Source organism: Bacillus sp. FSL K6-2861 (assembly GCF_038630725.1).
GTDB lineage: Bacteria > Bacillota > Bacilli > Bacillales > Bacillaceae > Bacillus > Bacillus velezensis.
In genome coordinates, this window is the sequence record NZ_CP152037.1 from 3,302,881 (window position 1) to 3,322,905 (window position 20,025).

Sequence of the window (20,025 nt, forward strand, 5' to 3'; positions counted from 1 at the left end):
CTCTGATGGGAAGAACGCTTTTTTATCATTATACACTTTTCACCTGCTCTAAAGGATTCCGTTCAATTACGCTTCCTTCTGACGGGACGGTAAGCGCCGCAATCTCACAGTGGGGGAAATGCTCAGAAAGCTGTTTTCTCAGCTCTTCTCCCTTTCCTTTTTCAATCAGGACAAGAATCGTCGGTCCCGCTCCGCTCAGCGCCGTCCCGTAGGCGCCTTTCATTTCGGCCGCATGTTCCACCTTTGAAAGCTCAGGAACAAGCATGGCGCGGTACGGCTGATGGAGGATGTCTTTTCTCATCATTTTCCCGGCGAGCGCCCAGTCATTTGACATGATCGCAGCAACGAGAAGGTTGCTGACGGCGCTTGCTTTAACGGCGCGTCGGTACGGCAGCTCTTTCGGGAGCACGTCTCTTGCGTCCCTGGTCAGAACTTCGTAAAACGGAATCACTGCCACAACGTCGATATCCGCTTCGGCAACACGCACGATATGTGTTTCATCTTTTTCGTGAAGGCCGATCACAAGCCCTCCTGCAAGGGAAGCAGCGGCATTATCAGGGTGCCCCTCTTCAAGACTGGCTAAGTGCAGCTTGTCGCTTTCCGACAGCTGCAGGCCGCATAACTCATCCGCAAGCTCAATGGCGGCGACGATAGCGGCCGCGCTGCTTCCGAGACCCCGCGCAAGGGGGATGTCACTCCACACTTTGACATGGGCGGGCGGCAGCTCTTTCTGATAGCGGTCAGCCGTCCGTTTGGCGACTTGGTAGATGAGGTTGTCCGTTCCTTGAGGGATGCCCGCGACAGTTTCGGTTTCCGCCGAGAACTGCCATTCATCGTTTCGGAAAACCGAAAGCTTCAAATATCTGCTGAGCGCCATCCCGACGGAATCAAACCCAGGCCCTAAGTTGGCGGTGCTTCCCGGAACCGTAATGGAAAACAGCATCTCCGCCTCATTCATACACGCGCCGCTCCATTTAAGTATTCCAGAATACTGTCCTCATCTGTCGGCAGTGTAATCGGTTTTATGTCAGATACGTCTACAGCCGTGTTCGGATCTTTCAGGCCGTTTCCGGTCAAAACTGCGACAACCTTGCTGCCTTTTGGAATTTCACCGGATTTTACCTGTTTCAAAACGCCGGCGATGGATGCACAGGAGCCCGGTTCGGCAAACACGCCTTCTTCACGGGCAATCAGCTGATAAGCGTGAAGAATTTCTTCATCTGTGACTTCATCAATTTTCCCGGCTGATTCTTCCGCAGCGAGCACCGCTTTGTCCCAGCTGGCAGGATTCCCGATTCGGATTGCCGTCGCAACGGTCTCTGGATTTTTAATGACTTCGCCGCGGACGATAGCCGCAGAACCTTCCGCCTCAAAACCGCGCATTTTCGGAAGTCCGGTGCCGTTTTTCTCATGATATTCTTTGAACCCTTTCCAGTAGGCCGTGATATTCCCGGCGTTTCCTACCGGGATCGCCAGAATGTCCGGCGCTTCGCCGAGCTGTTCGCATACTTCAAAGGCCGCTGTTTTTTGCCCTTCAATCCGGTAAGGGTTTACTGAATTCACTAATGCAATCGGTGATTTTTCGCAAATCGACCGGACGATGGCCAGCGCGTCGTCAAAGTTTCCGTCAATCGCGATGATTTCCGCACCGTACATGACGGCCTGCGCAAGTTTTCCGAAGGCGATTTTTCCGTCCGGGATGATGACGATGCATTTCATGCCGGCTCTCGCCGCGTATGCCGCAGCTGCCGCGGATGTGTTCCCTGTAGAGGCGCACATGATGGTATCATTGCCTTCTTCTTTCGCTTTGGCGACCGCCATGACCATGCCGCGGTCTTTAAAGGATCCCGTCGGATTAACGCCCTCTGTTTTCACATGCAGTTCAATTCCGAGCTTTTCGGAAAGTTTCGGCAGGTGAATCAGCGGCGTGTTGCCTTCATGCAATGTCAGGGCCGGCGTCTGATCCGTCACCGGCAGAAATTCTTTATATTGATGGATGAGTCCTTTCCACATTAGCTCCAACCGTTCCCTTCTACGCGATATGTGCTTTTTACTTCTTGTACGACTTCGAGGTCATTTAAGTTTTGCAGAATGTCACTGAAATCTTCTTCCGATGTATGATGCGTGACGATGACGATTTCCGCGAGGTCGTCATGGCCTTTGATCGGCAGCTGCAGAATTTTTTCAAAGCTGACGCCGCGCTCTGAGAAGGCCGATGTGATTTTTGAAAAAGAGCCGACCTGGTCTTTGACGTGAATTCTTAAAAACTGCTGGGCATAGATATCAGACGGCTGCTTCAGATTTCTTTCAAACTGCGGGGCGACAAAGCTGTTTCCGTTTACGCCGAGACGCATGTTTTTCATGACCGCGACCAGATCGGAAACGACCGATGTCGCAGTCGGCATGCTTCCGGCTCCGGGGCCGTAAAACATCGTTTCGCCGACGGCTTCTCCGTACACGTAAACGGCATTAAACTCGTTATGCACCGCAGAGAGCGGATGATGATCCGGCAGCAGTGTCGGCTGAACGCTGACTTCGATTTTATTGTCATCACGCTGGGCGATGCCGATCAGCTTCATCGTATAGCCGAGCCGTTTGCTGAAGCTGATGTCTTCATCCGTTATCCGGGAAATTCCTTTTACTTTGACATCGTCCAGATCGACATTCATAGAGAAGCCGAGACGGGCTAAAATCGCCATCTTGCGTGCGGCATCGAGGCCTTCTACATCGGCGGTCGGGTCCGCTTCCGCGAATCCGAGATCCTGCGCTTCCTTCAGCACTTCTTCATACGGGCTTTTTTCTTTAATCATTTTCGTTAAGATAAAGTTCGTCGTTCCGTTGACGATTCCCATCATTTTTGTGATCCGGTCAGAGGAAAGGCCTTCTTCGAGCGTGCGTAAAATCGGGATTCCGCCGGCGACACTCGCTTCATAATACAAGTCACAGCCATTTTCCTTTGCGGCGGCTAAAAGCTCTGACCCGTATACGGCGATCAGATCTTTATTTGCGGTCACAACATGTTTTTTCGCTTTCAAGGCATCAAGAAGATATTGCTTCGTCTGTTCGACACCGCCGATGACTTCAATAATCACGTCGACTTCAGGGTCATCGATCACATCATAGACTTCTGTCGTCAGCACTTCTTTCGGCAGGTCTGCGTCTCGTTTTTTATCAATATCTTTAACTAGCACTTTTTTGATCGTCACCGGACAGCCGACCTGGTGCATAAGCTTATCCTGATGATCTTGTATAATTTTGACGACTCCGCTTCCCACGGTTCCCAGTCCTAACAGTCCAATACGAATCGCTTCCAAAGAGAAACTCCACCTTTCTTCCTTTTGTCCACTAGAAAAGGACAATTGTTAACCCTTCACAGACATTTAAGTTACAAATATTATATAAGCCCGCATTTGTTTTGACAAGCGGCTGAATATTGTTTCTACGGATATGAAAACGCTTAACACACTGATATGACAAGATTCCCTATTTTCTAAATATTTTTACGTCATATTTTCTTACGAACTGATTCCTTTTCCGAGCCACGCCACAGGCGGGACAAAAACCTGCGCCGACCTGACATTCATCATGTTGTGACATGTCTGTAAAAACTGTTCATAGCGGGTGCAGTCGGCAAGAATGTAGTCAAGCTGCTCTTCGTAATACTGTTTTTCAGAATCATGAGAAATGTAATAGCTCTCCACCGTCTCGAAGAAATGGAGCGGAAACAGCAGGCGGCTGTAAAACAGGCGTTTGGAAAAGGAGGATAACGGCGTAACTTGCTCATATTCCTGCAGAAACAAAAACCCATCTTTGAGCAGGTCGTCACGATGATACAAATATGTGTTGCGCATATATTCCGCAATATCACGGGCAGCATGGTCGAATACCCAATCGCCCGGAATGCGGATCAATGATTCCTCCGACCAGGTATCCCGTTCCATCCGCTGATGGCAGATTGTCCCCGAGTCTTCTGCGCCGGGATTGTCATCCAGCTCCGTATCCACTAAATATTGAATGGCGTTTTCCGCTAAGCCTGAATAATAAGGAAATGCTTCGATCATTTTCTTTTCGAACGGTTCAAGCGGAGACATATGAATTTTCTGCATCCAGAATGATTCCAGCTGATCCACCCGTTTTCCCCATAAGTCCTTCCATTGGCCGATCCTGCCCGCTTCTTTCACTTCGTACGGAAAACCCCGCCCTTTTCTGTGAAATTCGGCAAGCTCCCCTCCGACAGAAAACGACCGGTTTGAGACGGGAATCGGCGCTTTTAAGAGCGCATACGTTTTGCCTTCGTCCTCAAAGGTCAGTTCTCCTTCCTTCGTAAAGATAAACACTGAAACGTATGGGTCACTTTGTTCTTGTAAATACTGACTCATGTAGTAAAGCTCCGTCAGCTCTGATTGCGAAAACCCGGAAACGGGAATTATAAGAAAGAAGGAATTAGGCGTCTGGAAGCATTGGTATTTCTGATAAACGGAGAGCTGTCTGACGTGGATGCCGTATTTTTCTTTAATGATGCTTTTCATCATAATCACCTGCCTGAAAAATTAGAGCTATTCACATCGTAGTCATACGCCGGCGGAATTATGAATACATATTGTAATCCTTTGAATCAAGTGGAGAAACATCGTACACATCGGAAGAGTGTTGTATAAACTAGTAAAAAAAGATTGGGTGAAGCAAATGTCAGAAAAGGAACAACTGAATCAGGTGGAAGCTGTCGCCAGGGCGCGTTTAAAAGAACGGGGGGTTGAGACGGACGATATTGCCGAGCTGGTGTATTTCCTTCAAAAAAAATATCATCCTGATTTGACGATGGAGGTATGCAGGCTCAATGTGGACCGTGTCATCGCAAAACGCGAGGTGCAAAACGCCATTTTAACGGGAATAGAATTAGATGTGCTCGCCGAACAAAAAAAGCTGTCTGAACCGCTTCAGACTATTCTGGCCATTGATGAAAGCCTGTATGGGGTTGACGAGGTGCTCGCCTTCTCTATCGTGAATATATACGGCTCAATCGGCTTTACGAATTACGGCTACATTGACAAAGAAAAACCCGGCATTCTCGGGCGGTTAAATGATAAATCTACGGGCGAATGCCATACGTTTCTTGATGATATCGTCGGCGCAATCGCAGCAGCGGCTTCAAGCCGGCTTGCTCACAGCGCCAGAAATACAGAATAAGGACGGCCGTCATGGCCGTCCCTTTTTTTATAGATGTTCAATCCATTCGGTTAAAGAGTCAATCGCATATGTCGGCTTTTGGTCGTAATCTGCCATATGCTCACGCTTTGTCACTCCGGTATGAACCAGCAGCGTATCCATGCCCGCATTGATGCCGGCCATAATATCCGTTGCATAGTTATCGCCGACCATGAGTGTTTCGGAAATATCCGTTCCGAGCACACGCATCGCCTGTTCCATAATAATGGATTCAGGCTTGCCGATAAAGACAGGCTCAACGCCCGTTGACACCGTCAAAACGGATGTGAGCGAACCGTTCCCTGGTAAAAGCCCTCTTTCAGTCGGAATGGCAACGTCGCCGTTTGTTGAAATGAACCGGGCGCCGTTTCTGATCGCAAGGCATCCCGTTGCCAACTTTTCATATGTAATGCCGCGGTCGATTCCCACAACGACAAAGTCCGCGTTTTCTTCTCCGAAGCTCAGCCCGTTTTCTTCAATGGCCTGACGGATGCCTTCTTCGCCGATCACATACACCGACGCGTCTTCTTTCTCCTGGGCGATATGCTGCGCAGTCGCCATGCTCGTCGTGAAGACCTGCTCTTCAGATGCCGGAATGTCAAAGCTCATCAGCTTGTCCGCCACCTGCTTCGGCGTCCGGGAAGAATTGTTCGTCACGAATAAATACGGAATGCCGCGCGCTTTAAGCGTTCTCACGAATTCACACGCTTCTTCGATTTTTTCCGTCCCGTTGTACATTGTGCCGTCCAAATCTATCAAATATCCTTTATAATCCTTCATACTCAACACTCCTGTGGATTTTCTCACTCGTTGTTATTTAAATGCGGAAACAGGCCCTAATTCTGTTTCCAGGTAGGTTCTTACACGGGCCGGAAAGGCTTTCAGCACATCTCTGTTTGACGTGATCAGCGTAAACAGCTCCTGATGATCGGCGTGCTGATATTCCTGGACAAGCTGCTTTCTGGAAGAGATCAGCTGCTTCAGCTTATTTCCTTCATCCTCAGCTACCACCTTTTCATCCGTCAGAATATCCATGATGTCGTCATAACTCCCCGGATCGCGCATGATAAAGCCGTCAATCATATCATTTCCGACATCGAGAATGCATTCGATCATAAGATGGCTGATCCGCTCAAGCGCCCTTTTTTCGATCTCGCTCTCCCATGCAGGCGTGCTGTCAAACAGCGCCAGCTGGGTCTCAAAAAAACGGAGTGTTTGTTCGATATTATTTCTGTCAACAAAATACACGTGACAGCATCCCCTTCTGCATCAATTATTTTCTGATTCGTTTTAAAACAAAATACGCGCAGCCGAAATTGCAGTATTCGTAAATGTATTCGTCCAATGTGCTGATTTTCGTTTCAAAGGTTGCTTTTTGATTCTGGTCATCAAAGAAGCCTTTGAGCCGCAGCTGACTGTATCCCCAGTCTCCCACAATGTAATCATATTTATTTAATATGTCTGAATAGCGGGCTTTGAACGCTTCTTCATTAAAGCCGTTTTTAAAATCGTGTACGAGTTCAAACTCGGCATTTTGAATAAGAATCATGTCTTCACCTCTTTTATCACTCTTTACTATCATAATTCATTGACTTCTGTCCATCAATTGCAAAATGAGACGGTTCGGACGGACGGAGAATTTTTCCTCTTTATATCCAGTGTAGCGGTTCAGACGATCCTTATTCAAGAATGACTTTTTCCCTGCAAAAACGGCTCCATCACAAAAAACCCAAAACCTGCGGCGTTTTGGGTTTTTTCGGCTTATCTTATGCTTGGGCCTGGCGTTTTTTAGACGCTTCGTTCACTTGTTCATCCGCATGGTAGGAAGAACGGACAAGCGGGCCTGCTTCACAGTGGCTGAAGCCTTTTTGCATCGCGATTTCTTTCAGTTCGGCAAATTCGTCCGGATGATAATATTTTTGGACTTTTAAATGTTTTTTCGACGGCTGCAGGTATTGGCCGATCGCCATGATGTCGACATTGTTCGCAAGCAGGTCGTCCATCACTTCAATAATTTCTTCCTTCGTTTCGCCGAGACCGATCATAATGCTTGATTTCGTCGGGATGTCAGGCTGCATTTCTTTCGCACGGCGCAAGAATTCCAAAGAACGGTCATATGTTGCGCGGGCCCGGACTCTCGGTGTCAGGCGGCGGACGGTTTCAATGTTGTGGTTCAGAATATCAGGACGGGTATCCATTAATGTTTTCAGGTTGTCGTAATTTCCGCCCATATCGGATGGCAGCACTTCAATTGTCGTGAACGGGCTTTTTCTGCGGATCGCCCGGACCGTTTCCGCAAAGACGCCTGCTCCGCCGTCTTTCTGATCATCACGCGCTACGGCCGTGATGACGGCGTGTTTTAAATTCATCAGCGCGACGGAATCAGCTACGCGTTCCGGTTCCTGCAGATCCAGCTCGGTCGGCAGACCCGTTTTTACAGCGCAGAAGCGGCATGCTCTCGTACAGACGGAACCGAGAATCATGAACGTCGCCGTACGTCTGACAGCCCAGCATTCATGGATGTTCGGGCATTTTGCTTCTTCACATACGGTATGCAGATTATTTTCACGCATTAATTTTTTCAGACCCGTATAGTTTTCATTCGTGTTCAGCTTTATTTTGAGCCATTCCGGCTTTCTCAGATGCTCGTCTTTCTTTGCCATTTCCCCATCATCTCCATTATCCCTTTATTCATGTTCGTGTGCGAAAAATTTCTATTTCACGATGGATATAAAACTTGCGGATTTCTATTCAATAGTCACTTTAACATAGGAAAAATTTCTCGACAAGGGAAGAGAATTACTTACATTTTCTCGGATTGTTGCCGCAAACTATTTGTATTCAATCCTGAAAGGAGATCATGTTGTGAAAGTTCTGTTATCTGCTCTTCTCCTTTTATCAGTTTTCTGTCCGGCTGCAAGCGGAAAAGAACAATCGGCTCCTGTTTACGGCGAACGGATGCAGTTGTACCGCAAAGCCGAAGCAGTCACGCAGATTCCTTGGTATGTGCTTGCGGCAGTTGATCAATATGAAGAAAATGTCCGCTCAAACCGAAAGGATCTGCCGGAAAAAGCGGGAATCATCAGCATTTATATTCCGGATCATTTGTGGAGCGGCCCTGAAAATCCAAATCCTAAGGACGATGCGCCTCTCAGCATTAAAGTATTTGACGGGATCGGCCTGGACGGCGACGGCGACGGAAAAGCCGAGGTAAGCAATGATGAGGATATCCTTTATACATTTGCTCAGTATTTAGCGGGATTCGGAACCGATCTTGACCATATCCGCATCGGTCTCTGGAATTATTACCGCCGTGATCAGACGGTCGGCATTATCACCGAATTCATGACACTGTTTAAAACGTTCGGCCGCCTTGATCTCGGAGAGCACGCTTTTCCGCTTCCCGTGAAGACGGATTACAGCTACCGCAGCACATGGGGCGCCGCACGGGGTTTCGGCGGGCGCCGGATTCACGAAGGAACGGATCTGTTCGCTCATTACGGGCTCCCCGTCAGATCGACCTGCTACGGTATTGTTGAAATGAAGGGCTGGAACCGTTTCGGCGGCTGGAGAATCGGCATCAGGGATATCAATAACACGTATCACTACTTCGCTCACCTGAACGGCTTTGCAAAAGGTGTGCATAAAGGCCAGATCGTCAAACCCGGAGAGGTGATCGGCTCTGTCGGCAGTTCTGGGTACGGACCGCCGGGCACCGCGGGAAAATTTCCGCCGCATCTTCACTACGGGATGTATAAAGATAACGGCAGATCGGAATGGTCTTTTGATCCGTATCCCCATTTAAGGGCATGGGAACGAAAAGAAATCCGCAGGAAAAAGTAAACACACAGCCGCCAGGAAAGATTGCGGCTGTGTGTTTTTATTTATCTTTCTTCTGTTTTTCACTCGGCAGCTGGACGGAAGGCGTCACACCTGACCCGCCGCTTCCGTTATAAAACTGCGGCACCTCTCCTTGAATCGCTTTAATGGAGACCGGAATATTATTTGTCACGACTGATGTCTTACTGGCAAACGGAATAATGACCTTCACTTTTATTTCCACAAAAATACTGATATCGATCAGGGCATTGTTAATGCCATACGGCTTTATTTTTGTTTTCACATCAGTTAACGCATCACCGATCAGGTTAAAGCGCACGGGGATTTTCGGCCCCAGATTTCCGAGAATGCTGTTTCCCGTGACCTGCCCTAAGGGAATATCGATCATAATTTCATCGGCCGTTTTCGCGCCTTTTTCCGTTTCATGCTGCTTATTGTTCGACTCCGCTTCCTTCAGATGAGCCTGAAGCTGCTTTGTCACTTTCGCCTTCATGCTGTTGACCATTTGTGTATTAAAATCCATCGTTGTGACTTTTCCGTTTTCATCCGTTTTCATATCGACCATATCTTTCACATTGTCGCTGTGAGACATGTATTCTTCAATGGATTCCGTAATGACCTCTGTCGCCACCCGTTTGGTTTCCATTTCTCCTATGTTCATCAGCACCGGTTTGATTGAGGAGTTGATCATCCAAAGGCTGATGACCGTCGATATGATAAAAAAAGCAAACGACAGAAGAAGCACATATCGAAAAGGCAAAGGCCCTCTCTTGCGAAGAGCGCTCCGGTATCTAGGCAAGAAAAATCCCCCCTTACATATCACAATGTATGCTTGTAAGAGGGGACATAGTATTTTATTTTCACTCTTAAAAAGTCCCGCTTACCTTCACTCGGATGTAAAGGAACGGTCGGCGGATATCTGACATTACGGCTGCCGCGCGAGCTTCCAGGCGAGCAGATCCCTTAAAAACTCCGGCATAAAGTATTGCTTTTCTTTTGAATCGCGGATGTAAGGGAACAGCTTTCCGAGTGTAAACATGTCGAGAACGGCAACCGAGTATATCCGCTCCGGATCAATCTCTTCTCCGTTCACTTTCACATTGAGGAGATGTGTCACACCGTCTTCAAGAATGCCGGCCTCTGCCTCCGCTCCGGCATATACCATCCTGCCCATCACTTCCCCGCGGAAGCCGAGGCCTTTTATCCGCAGCTGCTCCATTTGTTCCGAGGCAGCCTGGCTGATTGTTTCCTGGAGTTCCCTGCCTGATAGACGAACGGCCACCGGATTGATCGGATGAGGGCAGATGCGGTGCAGGTCAAGCTTTGTGACAGGCCCCTTCTGTAAAGGCCCCAAAATAACGCCTGAATTCACCATGCTGACTTCACAGCCGCACCAGCTTTTCAGCGCTTCGGCTAATAGAAGCGGGAGCGGCGATTCCTCAAACCACTTCACGCCGGCTTCTTCATTCAGGTTGGCGACTTGTTCGGAGAGCAGGTTTTCCGCTTCCCGTTCCTTCTCTTTCAGAAAAGCCGCCGTATCTTCAGATTCCCCTTGCCAATCAGCCATTTTCTGTACAGACGCCTGTTTGCTGACAATGGTTCGTGATTCACTTTCTATCGTCAGCTCGACACAGCCGACATAGTTCCCGTATTTCTCCGCACATGCAAGCAATACGCCGTTTATGTCCTGTCCGTCCTCAAGAAGGTGGTGCGTATGTGATTCAAGAATGACATCGATGTCCGGAAATTTTTCCGCTGCGGCCCGGTCATCGATCAGGCCTAAATGAGAAAGCAGAATGATGATGTCCGCTTTGCCCTTGATATCGTCAAGTGATTCTTGAATGCTTTTTTCCGCATCCGTCACCGTCCAGCCTAGTTTTTGATAGACGGGATAATACGGCACCGTGACGCCGAGTATGCCGGCGGTCATCCCGTTTTTCAGCGTTTTGATCACGTAGGGCTCGGCCCATTCCGGCCGCTGTCCATCCGCGTCAAACAGGTTAGACACAATGACGGGAAACGCGGCATGGGTATATAAATCCGCCAGCTCATCGTGAGGCAGCGTAATTCCTTCATTATTCCCGACGGCAGCCGCATCGATCTCAAGCCGGTTTAACAAGTCGACATTCGCTTTGCCGAAGGTCGCTTCCGTTATCATTTGGAATCGGTCCATATGATCGCCGATGTCGAATACGAGTGTTTCCTCCCCGTTTTTTTCATGCTCACTTCTCTTCTGCTCAATATAATGTACGATTTTCGGCCAATTTTCGAAATGGCTGTGCAAATCATTCGTATGATATAAACGGAGCTTCTCTAACATACCATCTCTCCTACCTTTTAGCTGAATATCCCTTGATAAATCAATTCACAGCCGATCAAAATCAAGACGACCCGCATGAAAAGCACGATCGTTTTCGTCTGCACCCGCTTATTGACCCACGCGCCCATTTTGCCGCCGAACCACGCGCCCGGAACGAGGCACAGCGCATACAGCCAATTGACATGGCCCTCTGCGATATGTGACACGGAACCCGTCACGGAGGATAAGAAAATAATGAGCATTGACGTCGCCACAGCCACTTTCGGCGGGAACAAAAATAACAGCATCATGGCCGGAACCATAAGAGAGCCGCCGCCAATGCCGAAAAGACCGCCCAATAAACCGACGAAAAAGGCAATCACGATACCGGTAAAAATACGGTACGAATATGTATAAAGCTCACCCGATTCATCCTCATATGTCCGGATCATGCCTTTATGCGCTTTATTGACCGGTTTTGCTTTCGCCTTCAGCATTAATGTAATGGAAATCAAAATCATAAAAAGTCCGAACCAGACGGAAAACGTATGCGCATTAAAAAGTTTAGACAAATACGCGCCGATGATGCTTCCCGGGCCGGAACCGATAAAAAAGATCAGTCCGCTTTTGTAGTCAACGGTTTTATATTTCATATAGGCCAGAGTTGATGACAGGCCCGTAAAAATAATCACCAAAAGGGACGTGCCGATGGCAGTCTGCGGTGTTACGTCATGGAAAAACGGAGTCATCGTGCTTAAATAGAGCATTGCCGGCACGATGATAATTCCTCCCCCAAGCCCGATCAGGCTGCCGACCGTTCCCGCGATAAATCCTAATATGATCAAAATAAGATAAGACATGTGTCTTGAAACCTCTTTTCTAGCTGAATAGGTCGAGCTGCTTCGGAGCAAGCCCGGTATATGAGATATTTAACATTTCAAGCATCTCAAGCCCGTTATCGGCAGCGTCTCCGCCTGAGTTATTATTGAAGAGCACATACAGATTGCGCGACTGTTTTTTCAGCACCTGAAGATTGTTTTTCCAATCTTTGAGCTCCTGTTTGTTATAGCGGTATAAATATCTGACCTCACGCCAGTTTTGTCCGCCGTCTGGTTTGATCCAGCCCTGTTTGTTCCGCCCGTGAAAACGGACAAGCGTTTTTTCTTCATCCGTTGCTTTCAGGACGGTCGGAATGCTGCCCTCGCCGATTTGCGGCTCGTCACATATGCTGTGAATCCAGCCTTCCTCCTTCATAAAGGAAAGCGTCTGTTCATAAAATGGCGGGGAAAACCAAGACCGGTTGCGGAATTCAAGCGCGCACGGGATATCGCCCATCTGCTGCCTGCACCATCTTAAATATGCGACGTTTTCTTTCTTGCAGTCAAACCACGGCGGGAATTGGAACAGCACCATGGCAAGCTTTCCATGCTCTATATACGGCGATAATGACAGCTTAAACGCCTCAAACATTTCTTCCTTCGATTCATAGGGAATATCGCCGCGCTGATGGCCCGTCATTCCTTGATATGCCTTAATGACAAATTGAAAAGATTCCGGCGTCTCTTTGACCCATCTTTCATTATTGCGGGCGGGCTGTATCGCGTAAAAGCTCGCGTCCAGCTCAACGATGGGAAAATGGGAGGAATACGCCTGCAGTTTTTGCGGGCCCGCTGTTTTAGGCGGATAGATGCTGTCATGATCCCCCCACCCCGTCAGTCCGATATAAATCACAATCCTTCACCTCTCACTCTAGTTTATCACAGGTGTTTTTCTCTTTCTGTTTCCATGTTTTTTCTGAATGCACTTTTCAGGAACCGATACTGATGTTCATTGGTGTCCGAAAATGCCTCATCTCTGGAAGAAAGAATGTGCTGATAGACGATCGGCTCTGAAAACTGACCGCTCGTGAAATCATATATCTCCCCGTCTATTCGGTTATAAAAATGCCAGCTTGTGCCGGTTTTTGTTTTGAGAATGTCACCGCCGTAAACATCTTGGATGACTAAAGCCGTCACGCCGCACTGGCCTTTGGCCGGGCAATCTTCCGTCCATTTTGTACTAGTCTTGCGCGACCAGGATGCCGTTAATATGTTCAAGATTTGATCATACAATGTGTTTTACTCCTTTTTATAAAAAGATACCACGAGACCCGCTTTCCAAACGACAAAAAAAGCCGATTCTCATCAGAGAATCGGCTCTTTTATTTGAGAAGGCTTCAGGAATGTTCCGAAAGCCCCGCTCTGCTTACGGCCTCCATCCTGATACACACAGCGTCCCTTGCTGTAGGTCGCAGCAATTCGGTATGGAAAGGTGCGGCCTTCATACAGGCTTTGCTTATGTTTGGAAAACATCGTTTCTTTTGTGACGGTAAAAGGTTCCGGCCGGACGATGGCAAAATCAGCGTCAAATCCCTCTTCAAGCCGTCCTTTATTCGTTAAACCGAAGCGCTTGGCAGGTGCTTCGGCCGTCCATCGGGCCACATGTTCAAACGGAATCCCATGATCGATCGCTAATTGAATCATGCCGAGAAGCGTAAATTGGCCTCCGCTGATCCCGCCCCACGACAGAAACATATTATCCTCGCGTTTCAAAGACGGATGACAGGGAGAATGATCCGAAGACACCATATCAATCAGGCCCTCAGCCAAAACTCCGATCAATTCCTCTTTATCCGCCTCTGAGCGGAGCGGCGGAGCGCATTTGGCGGCCGCCCCTTTTTTGAGGAAGTCTTCAAAGCTGAATAATAAGTAGTGCGGACACGTTTCAACGGTGACATCCAATCCGTCTTTTTTCGCCTGCTGAATGGAGAGCACGGCCCGTTTCGTGCTGATATGTACAAAATGAAGCGCGCATCCCGTCGCTCTTGCATATTCAATCGCCCGCTGCACAGCCTCGCATTCGGCTTCTTCCGGACGTGAGGAAGCGTAAGCGCGGGCATCAATTTTCCCTTGGAGCGCGTACTCGGCTTCAAGGAATCGGGTGAGGGCGTCGCTTTCTGCGTGCAGGGCCAAAATCTTGCCGCACGCTGCGATTTCCTTCATTCCCTTTAAAAGAGTCCGTTCATCGGCTGATTGAAATTCATCCGTTCCCGATTTAGACAGAAACGCTTTAAACCCGATTGCCCCCGCTTCTGCCATCGGCCGGATATGTTCGGTATATCCGGGCATCAAACCGCCCCAAAGCGCAAAATCAACCGCTGACTTCCGTTCGGCGATTTCCGCCTTTGCCAGCAGGTTTTCAGCAGTTACCGTCGAAGGGATGCAGTTAAGCGGCATATCAAAATAAGCCGTACAGCCGCCGGCAGCCAGCATGTTTGAGCCGGTTTCAATGCCTTCCCATTCTTCTCGGCCGGGTTCATTGAAATGGACGTGACAATCGACCGCGCCCGGAAACACATACATGCCGTCCGCCTGCACCACTTGTTCCGCGTTTTCGTCAATGCCGGGTCCGATCAAGGCGATTTTCCCGTCCTTGACGGCGATATCAGCCCGCTCTGTTCCGCCTTTTCGTACAGCTTTCGCACCCTTTACAATTACGTCATAGGCCATTTTATCTTCCTCCCTGTAAGGATGACGATTTTCTGTCAGTTTTTATCACAACATGCGTCTATGATTGCCAGTTTACTGCTACTATGATCGTAATACATCAGCAAAACCGCTATAATTTTTGATGATTTTTATTCATATTAACCAATGGTTGTCTTTAGAACCTGAAAGGAGACTGACTGATGAATATTTATGACGTGATGAAGATTCCCGCTTATGAGCGGGCAACATTAATCGCAGGCAAATCCGGCGGATGGAGGGGGGTGCAGCACGTCAACATGATGGATGCGCCGGACATCGCTGATTTTTTACATAAAAACGAATTGCTCGTCACCACGGCTTATCACTTGAAGGACCGCCCGCAGCTGTTGAAAGATTTGATCCGCCTCATGGCAAAACGGGGCTGCGCGGGACTGGGGATCAAAACGAAGCGTTATCTTAATGTCATTCCGAAAGATGCCGCGGAGCTTGCCGACCGGTATGAATTTCCGATTATTGAGCTGCCGGAAGACATCAGGCTCGGAGATATCGTCAACGCCACACTGAGCCATATTCTTGATATGCGTTCAAATGAGCTACAGCAGGCCATTTACGCCCATAAAAAATTCACAAACCACATCATGAGCGGCAAGGGGCTGCAATCCCTGCTTAAGAAGCTCTCAGACATTCTCCGGCTTCCCGTGCTGCTTTTGGATCAGCATACAAAACTCTTATCATCGTCCCACCGCATACCCATTGACACGTCTTTATTGAAACACATCTGTTATTCCCTTTCCGGGCCTTATTTCACCTGCTTTTCCATGCTGTCCGACAGAAAGGCGTATTCTGTCCTGCCGATTCTGAATGTTGAAAAAAACTGCGGTTATCTGGTGATTCCGGAGCTCGTGCAGACCGCTGATAAAGGCATGATTTTGACAATTGAACAGGCGGCCAACGTCATTTCCTTTGAACTGCTGAAAGAAAATGCCGTCAAACAATTCGGCAGACGGGCGCGCAATGAATTTTTCAGCAATTTCATCGACCGCTCGTTTACCGGCCATGAAGAAATCAAAAGCCGCGCCAAAGAATTCCGGCTCCGCTGGGATCAGAAATACATGTGCATTTGCGGAAAACTCGACCGAAATGAGAAAACGATCAGCTTTACCGAAAATCAGCTCGTTTCCGATCATGTATTTGATCTGCTTGAAGGGGAGCTGTCATCCTTTCCGTTTCCCCCTCATCTCTTTATTAAAGGAAATGTCGGTATTCTTTTAATTGAAGCGACAGACAGCTGGAATGAAATGCACGCGTCTGTCATCAGCTTTTTGGAGCAGTTTCAAAAGCAGGTCCGGACGCAATTTAAACGGACTGTCTCCTTCGGCATCTCAAACATATGCCAAAAGCTGATCGACGTCCCTGACGCTTTTACTGAAGCTTCAGACGCCATTTCATCCGGGCATTTGTCCAGAAGCGCCGAGTTTATTCAAATCTATCATGCCAAAGACGTGCCGGAGCTGCTCCGCCTGCTTCCGGCGGAAGATGTGAAGAAGTTTTACGAAGCCACCCTCCAAAGCCTGGCCGACCGGCAAAAGGAGGACCAGAGCCTGCTTCATACGCTGTCTGTTTACCTGGAGACCCACTGCCAGATTTCAGAAACGGCTAAGCGCCTGTACGTCCATCGAAATACGGTGATCTATCGTTTAGAAAAATGCGAGGAACTGCTCGGCAAAAGCTTAAAAGATCCGGAGACGACGATGCGCCTGCGGCTCGCGCTGAGAATGCAGCGGCTGATCGGTTAAGGAATCGTTAGAGACAGGGATGCGGGTGTTCTCCCGCATCCTATTTAAGAGGGATTCATTCAGCTAAATTCTCAAAATGCTGCCATCAAAATCTGCTTCCAGTGATGTCATCAGGCTTTTTCTAATATCCGGGATGCAACCGATAATCTCACCCTTTTTAATTTCATCCCAAATTGCCTCGGAACCTTTGTCACAAGCACCCATGATCCTTTTTTGATGGTTTCGCCATTCATTTAAAAATCAGCGGGGAGCGACATAAGACTCAACCACTTCACCAACGCCGCCCTGAAAGTCATGTTGCTTTTCCTTTTCTGATTTCATAAAAAAACTGCTTTTGATTAGCAGCCTTGTCTACGTAAGAAACATGTGTGATTTTTGCATTTATCAGTTCTCTTGGCATGTGTTCACTCATTTCAAAGAATATTTAACAATTTCTCCATTGTTACATTTCCGTTAAGTGTTATTTTTATCCTATAAAAGACAAAAGGAGGTTTCACTTTGAAACTAGCTAAAAATGCTTTGTTATCACTTGCAATTGTTTCATTCGTTTTCGCGCCTTTTTTTAACTCTTCAGCATCAGCTGCCGGGCCCACTACTAAAGTGAATAAGAACATATGGGACCCAACAGAAACCCGTATCACCTTAAAAGTTGGAGATGTAAGAACTTTTGCTAATGCAGGTAACCACATTTCCTTTAATCCGCTCACAAAACCCAATGCTATTAAATATACAACGTTAGGTAGCATCAGCACTGTCCAAGTCTTTGCAGTAGCTAAAGGACAAGCATACATCGAATTCTATGATGACTCCTTCACTTGGAGAACCCGATACTATTTTTTGTTGAGTAATAACCTGAAGAGATAGATTCTATCTCTTCTTTTTAATTAAATGATTGCGGCGTTTCGAATTTTTTATTTTTCCTCAGCTGACAGCCCCTAAATTTCGTTATTTACCACAGGCGATAGAACGCAGTGACAACTAACCCGCTCACGGCGGAAAGCTTTGTGTCTCGCTGATACATACAAGTTTCGCTGCTTCCTGGTATCTTGAATTCTTTGTCAACACCAACAGTCGAACACATCAAGACCAAATACCGCTTCTGACGGGCCGTGCAAGGGGATTTTATAAAATTTCCAAAAAAGGAGGGGCGCTTCCCCTCCGTGAATCGTAATGAAGCTTCTTATGTTGGCTAATGGCTGTCTGGATAATGGTCTCACTGTCATCTTGGAAAGATCACTTACTTCTATAAGTCTTTCTTTTTAACAAAAACCGCAGATATAGCAGCAGAAATAACTATCCGCTCCGCTTCTTATGCACTCTCTGTAACATGGAGAATTATAAAAAGGAGGGCGCGCGGAAACATAGGTGGAGCTCCCTGAATGGGTCAATTGATGGGCCCATGGATAAGAATTAAATTCTTGCCGCTGATACAAATGGAATGACGGGTAATAATACAATATTTTCAACTCCTTTTCAGTACACCTTATTGTACTTACCGACACCCTTTTTAGATGATTGTCTCTTGCATAATTGTGTGTTGGCCTAATTGCGGGTTTTAATCTGCAAAATTCGTGCAGGGGAACCATCACAAAGTCATCCGAGAAAGGTTTTATAAGACCACCACTCCTTAATGTCACCAATAGACCCCTTCTGAACAGTTCGTATTATTTCAATGACCCGTTTTATCAGAATGCTCTCCCCCCTGCATACGAAACAGCAAGTTCCAAAACACTGCTTTTTCCTTCTCACCCATTTACCGCTCAATGATGTCCCCGCCTGACTGCCTTCTTTTTTGATCAACTTCCGGCATCAAATTCGTCAGACTCGTCAAGCGATAAAGCTGGTTTTCCTTTATCTACACCTGTTCCGGTTTCCATTCGCGCCATGCTTGAGCATGCGGAACAACGGTTTTTCCTATAATTCACAATGGCGTTCGATATGATTTTCCCTCTATGCGCATCTCTGCAAATTCAGAGATGCAGACAGCCAAAGAATAAACGGCAATCAGCAAAAAGCCTCCGGATACCCGGAGGCTTTTGATTCTTATCCTTGCTGCGTGAACGGCCGGGTCTGTGTCTTTTTGCCCCAGCCAAGCGCGGCCAGAAAACTGATGGTGAGAATGGCCGCTCCCAGCATATACGGAAATTCCATATTTACATCAAAGAGAAAACCGGCGGCTGACGGTCCGGCGATATTCGCTAAGCTGATGAATGAGGTGTTCATCCCGCCCGCAAACCCCTGCTGGTCACCGGCGAGCTTCGACAGCATCGTGTTAACCGCCGGCCGGAGCAGCGATGTCAGCGTCAGGAAAAAGATTGCCGCGGCAAAAACGGCCCAATATGAACCCGCAAACCGGCACCACACAAGTCCTGCAGCAGCCCCGATCAACGTCACGTTAATCACGCGTTTTTCCCCGAACTTGCGGACGAGATAACTGACGCCGACCGCCTGCACAAACACGCCGATGAGACCCGCGGCCGTAATAATAAAGGCAATATCAGACGCTTTAAATCCGTGTTTATGGTCAACGTAAAGACCGAAAACGGATTCAAAGTTCATAATTCCGAAGTTCAGCACAAAAACCAGAATCAGCATAAACGCGAACGGCGATTTGAGCGCGCGTGACATTTGCTTAAACAGATGCTCACGTTTTTCCGTTTTTGCCCGGGCTTCCAGCTGCTTTTCACGTCCCAGCGTTTCGGGCAGAAAGAAAAATGAAAGCACACTTGAAAAGCAGGCAAGACTTGCAGACACGATGAACGGCACAGACATGCCGTAATGAACCAAATAGCCTCCGACACCGGGCCCGATGACGACACCAAGCGTCATCGCCGCGCTGAACAGCCCCATTCCTTTCCCGCGTTCTTCTTCGGTCGTAATATCCGCAATGTAAGCGAACATTGACGGCATTAAAAACGCCGCGCCCATTCCGCCCAAAAGGCGGGATGCGAACAATTGCCAGAGGCTTCCGGCAAAGGCGAAGATCAATTGTGACACGGCAAAGGCGGCGATGCCGAAAATAATCAGTTTCCGCCGTCCGTATTTGTCGGTTATTTCCCCGGCAATAGGCGCAAATAAAAGCTGTGTAAGCCCCGCCGCCGCAACAAGCAGACCCATCGTGCTGCCCGTCGCTCCGAATTCGGTAATATAAGTGGGCATAATCGGAATAATCAATCCGATTCCAAGCATCGCAATAAACATATTCAGCATTAAAATTGACAATCGGCCTATGTACGCCATGATTTCTTACCTTCTCCCCAGACAAACAGATGATCATTCCATATTTGTCATTTTTTATACCACTCAGTATAACGGGCAAAAGGGAAAAAAGTCCAGATGATTTCAATCTCGTTTTCAA

At 47.9% G+C, this 20,025-nt stretch carries 19 protein-coding genes and 2 pseudogenes; 4 read left to right on the plus strand and 17 right to left on the minus strand.

What is annotated here, in order from left to right:
* Positions 1-28: 28 nt before the first annotated feature.
* The 4 genes from thrB to yutH all read right to left on the minus strand — a co-directional run bounded on the left by thrB (position 29) and on the right by yutH (position 4,532).
* Complete coding sequence (thrB, locus tag NYE62_RS16435) at positions 29-958, minus strand: homoserine kinase (protein ID WP_040238923.1); 930 nt, start codon at positions 956-958, stop codon at positions 29-31.
* Positions 955-2,013 carry a threonine synthase gene (gene thrC, locus NYE62_RS16440; RefSeq protein WP_032867132.1) on the minus strand — a complete coding sequence of 353 codons (1,059 nt, stop codon included), beginning with the start codon at positions 2,011-2,013 and terminating at the stop codon, positions 955-957. Before thrC ends, thrB begins: the two co-directional genes overlap by 4 nt.
* Positions 2,013-3,314 carry a homoserine dehydrogenase gene (locus tag NYE62_RS16445; protein WP_003151938.1) on the minus strand — a complete coding sequence of 434 codons (1,302 nt, stop codon included), beginning with the start codon at positions 3,312-3,314 and terminating at the stop codon, positions 2,013-2,015. Before NYE62_RS16445 ends, thrC begins: the two co-directional genes overlap by 1 nt.
* Before the next feature lie 201 nt (positions 3,315-3,515).
* A complete protein-coding gene (yutH, locus tag NYE62_RS16450) occupies positions 3,516-4,532 on the minus strand; it encodes a spore coat putative kinase YutH (RefSeq protein ID WP_342497066.1) in 1,017 nt (338 codons plus the stop codon).
* Positions 4,533-4,686: 154 nt separating this feature from the next.
* Here yutH and NYE62_RS16455 point away from each other — a divergent pair, with 154 nt between their 5' ends.
* Positions 4,687-5,187: a phosphatidylglycerophosphatase A gene (locus NYE62_RS16455; RefSeq protein ID WP_003151934.1), complete on the plus strand. Its 501-nt coding sequence runs from the start codon at positions 4,687-4,689 to the stop codon at positions 5,185-5,187.
* A 27-nt stretch (positions 5,188-5,214) separates the two neighbouring features.
* On the opposite strand, the gene NYE62_RS16460 is transcribed toward NYE62_RS16455, so the two are convergent.
* From NYE62_RS16460 to lipA, 4 genes are all read right to left on the minus strand, one after another.
* Positions 5,215-5,985: a TIGR01457 family HAD-type hydrolase gene (locus NYE62_RS16460; protein ID WP_040238919.1), complete on the minus strand. Its 771-nt coding sequence runs from the start codon at positions 5,983-5,985 to the stop codon at positions 5,215-5,217.
* A gap of 33 nt (positions 5,986-6,018) precedes the next feature.
* A complete protein-coding gene (locus NYE62_RS16465) occupies positions 6,019-6,453 on the minus strand; it encodes a DUF86 domain-containing protein (protein ID WP_020956293.1) in 435 nt (144 codons plus the stop codon).
* Between the two features lie 25 nt (positions 6,454-6,478).
* Positions 6,479-6,754, minus strand: coding sequence for a YutD family protein (locus NYE62_RS16470; protein WP_003151928.1), 276 nt, complete (start codon positions 6,752-6,754; stop codon positions 6,479-6,481).
* A gap of 217 nt (positions 6,755-6,971) precedes the next feature.
* Positions 6,972-7,868 (minus strand): lipoyl synthase, encoded by an 897-nt coding sequence (lipA, locus tag NYE62_RS16475; RefSeq protein ID WP_003151923.1) that lies wholly within the window; start codon positions 7,866-7,868, stop codon positions 6,972-6,974.
* A gap of 202 nt (positions 7,869-8,070) precedes the next feature.
* Here lipA and lytH point away from each other — a divergent pair, with 202 nt between their 5' ends.
* Positions 8,071-9,048: an L-Ala--D-Glu endopeptidase gene (gene lytH / locus NYE62_RS16480; protein WP_032876720.1), complete on the plus strand. Its 978-nt coding sequence runs from the start codon at positions 8,071-8,073 to the stop codon at positions 9,046-9,048.
* A gap of 37 nt (positions 9,049-9,085) precedes the next feature.
* On the opposite strand, the gene yunB is transcribed toward lytH, so the two are convergent.
* The 6 genes from yunB to NYE62_RS16510 all read right to left on the minus strand — a co-directional run bounded on the left by yunB (position 9,086) and on the right by NYE62_RS16510 (position 14,892).
* Positions 9,086-9,844 carry a sporulation protein YunB gene (yunB, locus tag NYE62_RS16485; RefSeq protein ID WP_020954305.1) on the minus strand — a complete coding sequence of 253 codons (759 nt, stop codon included), beginning with the start codon at positions 9,842-9,844 and terminating at the stop codon, positions 9,086-9,088.
* A gap of 126 nt (positions 9,845-9,970) precedes the next feature.
* Complete coding sequence (locus NYE62_RS16490; protein ID WP_015240513.1) at positions 9,971-11,365, minus strand: bifunctional UDP-sugar hydrolase/5'-nucleotidase; 1,395 nt, start codon at positions 11,363-11,365, stop codon at positions 9,971-9,973.
* Between the two features lie 17 nt (positions 11,366-11,382).
* Positions 11,383-12,204: a sulfite exporter TauE/SafE family protein gene (locus NYE62_RS16495; RefSeq protein WP_007613562.1), complete on the minus strand. Its 822-nt coding sequence runs from the start codon at positions 12,202-12,204 to the stop codon at positions 11,383-11,385.
* 19 nt (positions 12,205-12,223) lie between these two features.
* Positions 12,224-13,075, minus strand: a complete 852-nt coding sequence (locus NYE62_RS16500; RefSeq protein WP_015240515.1) for a DUF72 domain-containing protein — start codon at positions 13,073-13,075, stop codon at positions 12,224-12,226.
* Positions 13,076-13,101: 26 nt separating this feature from the next.
* Positions 13,102-13,455 (minus strand): hypothetical protein, encoded by a 354-nt coding sequence (locus NYE62_RS16505; protein WP_007408736.1) that lies wholly within the window; start codon positions 13,453-13,455, stop codon positions 13,102-13,104.
* Between the two features lie 72 nt (positions 13,456-13,527).
* Positions 13,528-14,892, minus strand: coding sequence for an allantoinase (locus NYE62_RS16510; protein ID WP_032867130.1), 1,365 nt, complete (start codon positions 14,890-14,892; stop codon positions 13,528-13,530).
* A gap of 179 nt (positions 14,893-15,071) precedes the next feature.
* Here NYE62_RS16510 and NYE62_RS16515 point away from each other — a divergent pair, with 179 nt between their 5' ends.
* Positions 15,072-16,667: a PucR family transcriptional regulator gene (locus NYE62_RS16515; protein WP_251257633.1), complete on the plus strand. Its 1,596-nt coding sequence runs from the start codon at positions 15,072-15,074 to the stop codon at positions 16,665-16,667.
* A gap of 144 nt (positions 16,668-16,811) precedes the next feature.
* On the opposite strand, the pseudogene NYE62_RS16520 reads toward NYE62_RS16515, so the two are convergent.
* Positions 16,812-17,067 (minus strand): annotated as a pseudogene (locus NYE62_RS16520) (XkdF-like putative serine protease domain-containing protein); the annotation flags it as partial.
* A gap of 98 nt (positions 17,068-17,165) precedes the next feature.
* Between NYE62_RS16520 and NYE62_RS16525 the strand changes: the two are divergent.
* Positions 17,166-17,531 (plus strand): hypothetical protein, encoded by a 366-nt coding sequence (locus NYE62_RS16525; protein WP_158676941.1) that lies wholly within the window; start codon positions 17,166-17,168, stop codon positions 17,529-17,531.
* A gap of 71 nt (positions 17,532-17,602) precedes the next feature.
* Here NYE62_RS16525 and NYE62_RS16530 read toward each other — a convergent pair.
* Positions 17,603-17,769: pseudogene (locus NYE62_RS16530) on the minus strand (hypothetical protein); the annotation flags it as partial.
* 941 nt (positions 17,770-18,710) lie between these two features.
* A complete protein-coding gene (locus NYE62_RS16535; protein ID WP_144664266.1) occupies positions 18,711-19,907 on the minus strand; it encodes an MFS transporter in 1,197 nt (398 codons plus the stop codon).
* Between the last annotated feature and the right edge of the window lie 118 nt (positions 19,908-20,025).

Bases quoted from the DNA above. Each gene is read 5' to 3' on its own strand.
- thrB (WP_040238923.1), bottom strand. From the start codon at position 958: ATGAATGAGGCGGAGATGCTGTTTTCCATTACGGTTCCGGGAAGCACC.
- thrC (WP_032867132.1), bottom strand. From the start codon at position 2,013: ATGTGGAAAGGACTCATCCATCAATATAAAGAATTTCTGCCGGTGACG.
- yutH (WP_342497066.1), bottom strand. From the start codon at position 4,532: ATGATGAAAAGCATCATTAAAGAAAAATACGGCATCCACGTCAGACAG.
- NYE62_RS16455 (WP_003151934.1), top strand. From the start codon at position 4,687: ATGTCAGAAAAGGAACAACTGAATCAGGTGGAAGCTGTCGCCAGGGCG.
- NYE62_RS16460 (WP_040238919.1), bottom strand. From the start codon at position 5,985: ATGAAGGATTATAAAGGATATTTGATAGATTTGGACGGCACAATGTAC.
- NYE62_RS16470 (WP_003151928.1), bottom strand. From the start codon at position 6,754: ATGATTCTTATTCAAAATGCCGAGTTTGAACTCGTACACGATTTTAAA.
- lipA (WP_003151923.1), bottom strand. From the start codon at position 7,868: ATGGCAAAGAAAGACGAGCATCTGAGAAAGCCGGAATGGCTCAAAATA.
- NYE62_RS16490 (WP_015240513.1), bottom strand. From the start codon at position 11,365: ATGTTAGAGAAGCTCCGTTTATATCATACGAATGATTTGCACAGCCAT.
- NYE62_RS16495 (WP_007613562.1), bottom strand. From the start codon at position 12,204: ATGTCTTATCTTATTTTGATCATATTAGGATTTATCGCGGGAACGGTC.
- NYE62_RS16510 (WP_032867130.1), bottom strand. From the start codon at position 14,892: ATGGCCTATGACGTAATTGTAAAGGGTGCGAAAGCTGTACGAAAAGGC.
- NYE62_RS16515 (WP_251257633.1), top strand. From the start codon at position 15,072: ATGAATATTTATGACGTGATGAAGATTCCCGCTTATGAGCGGGCAACA.
- NYE62_RS16535 (WP_144664266.1), bottom strand. From the start codon at position 19,907: ATGGCGTACATAGGCCGATTGTCAATTTTAATGCTGAATATGTTTATT.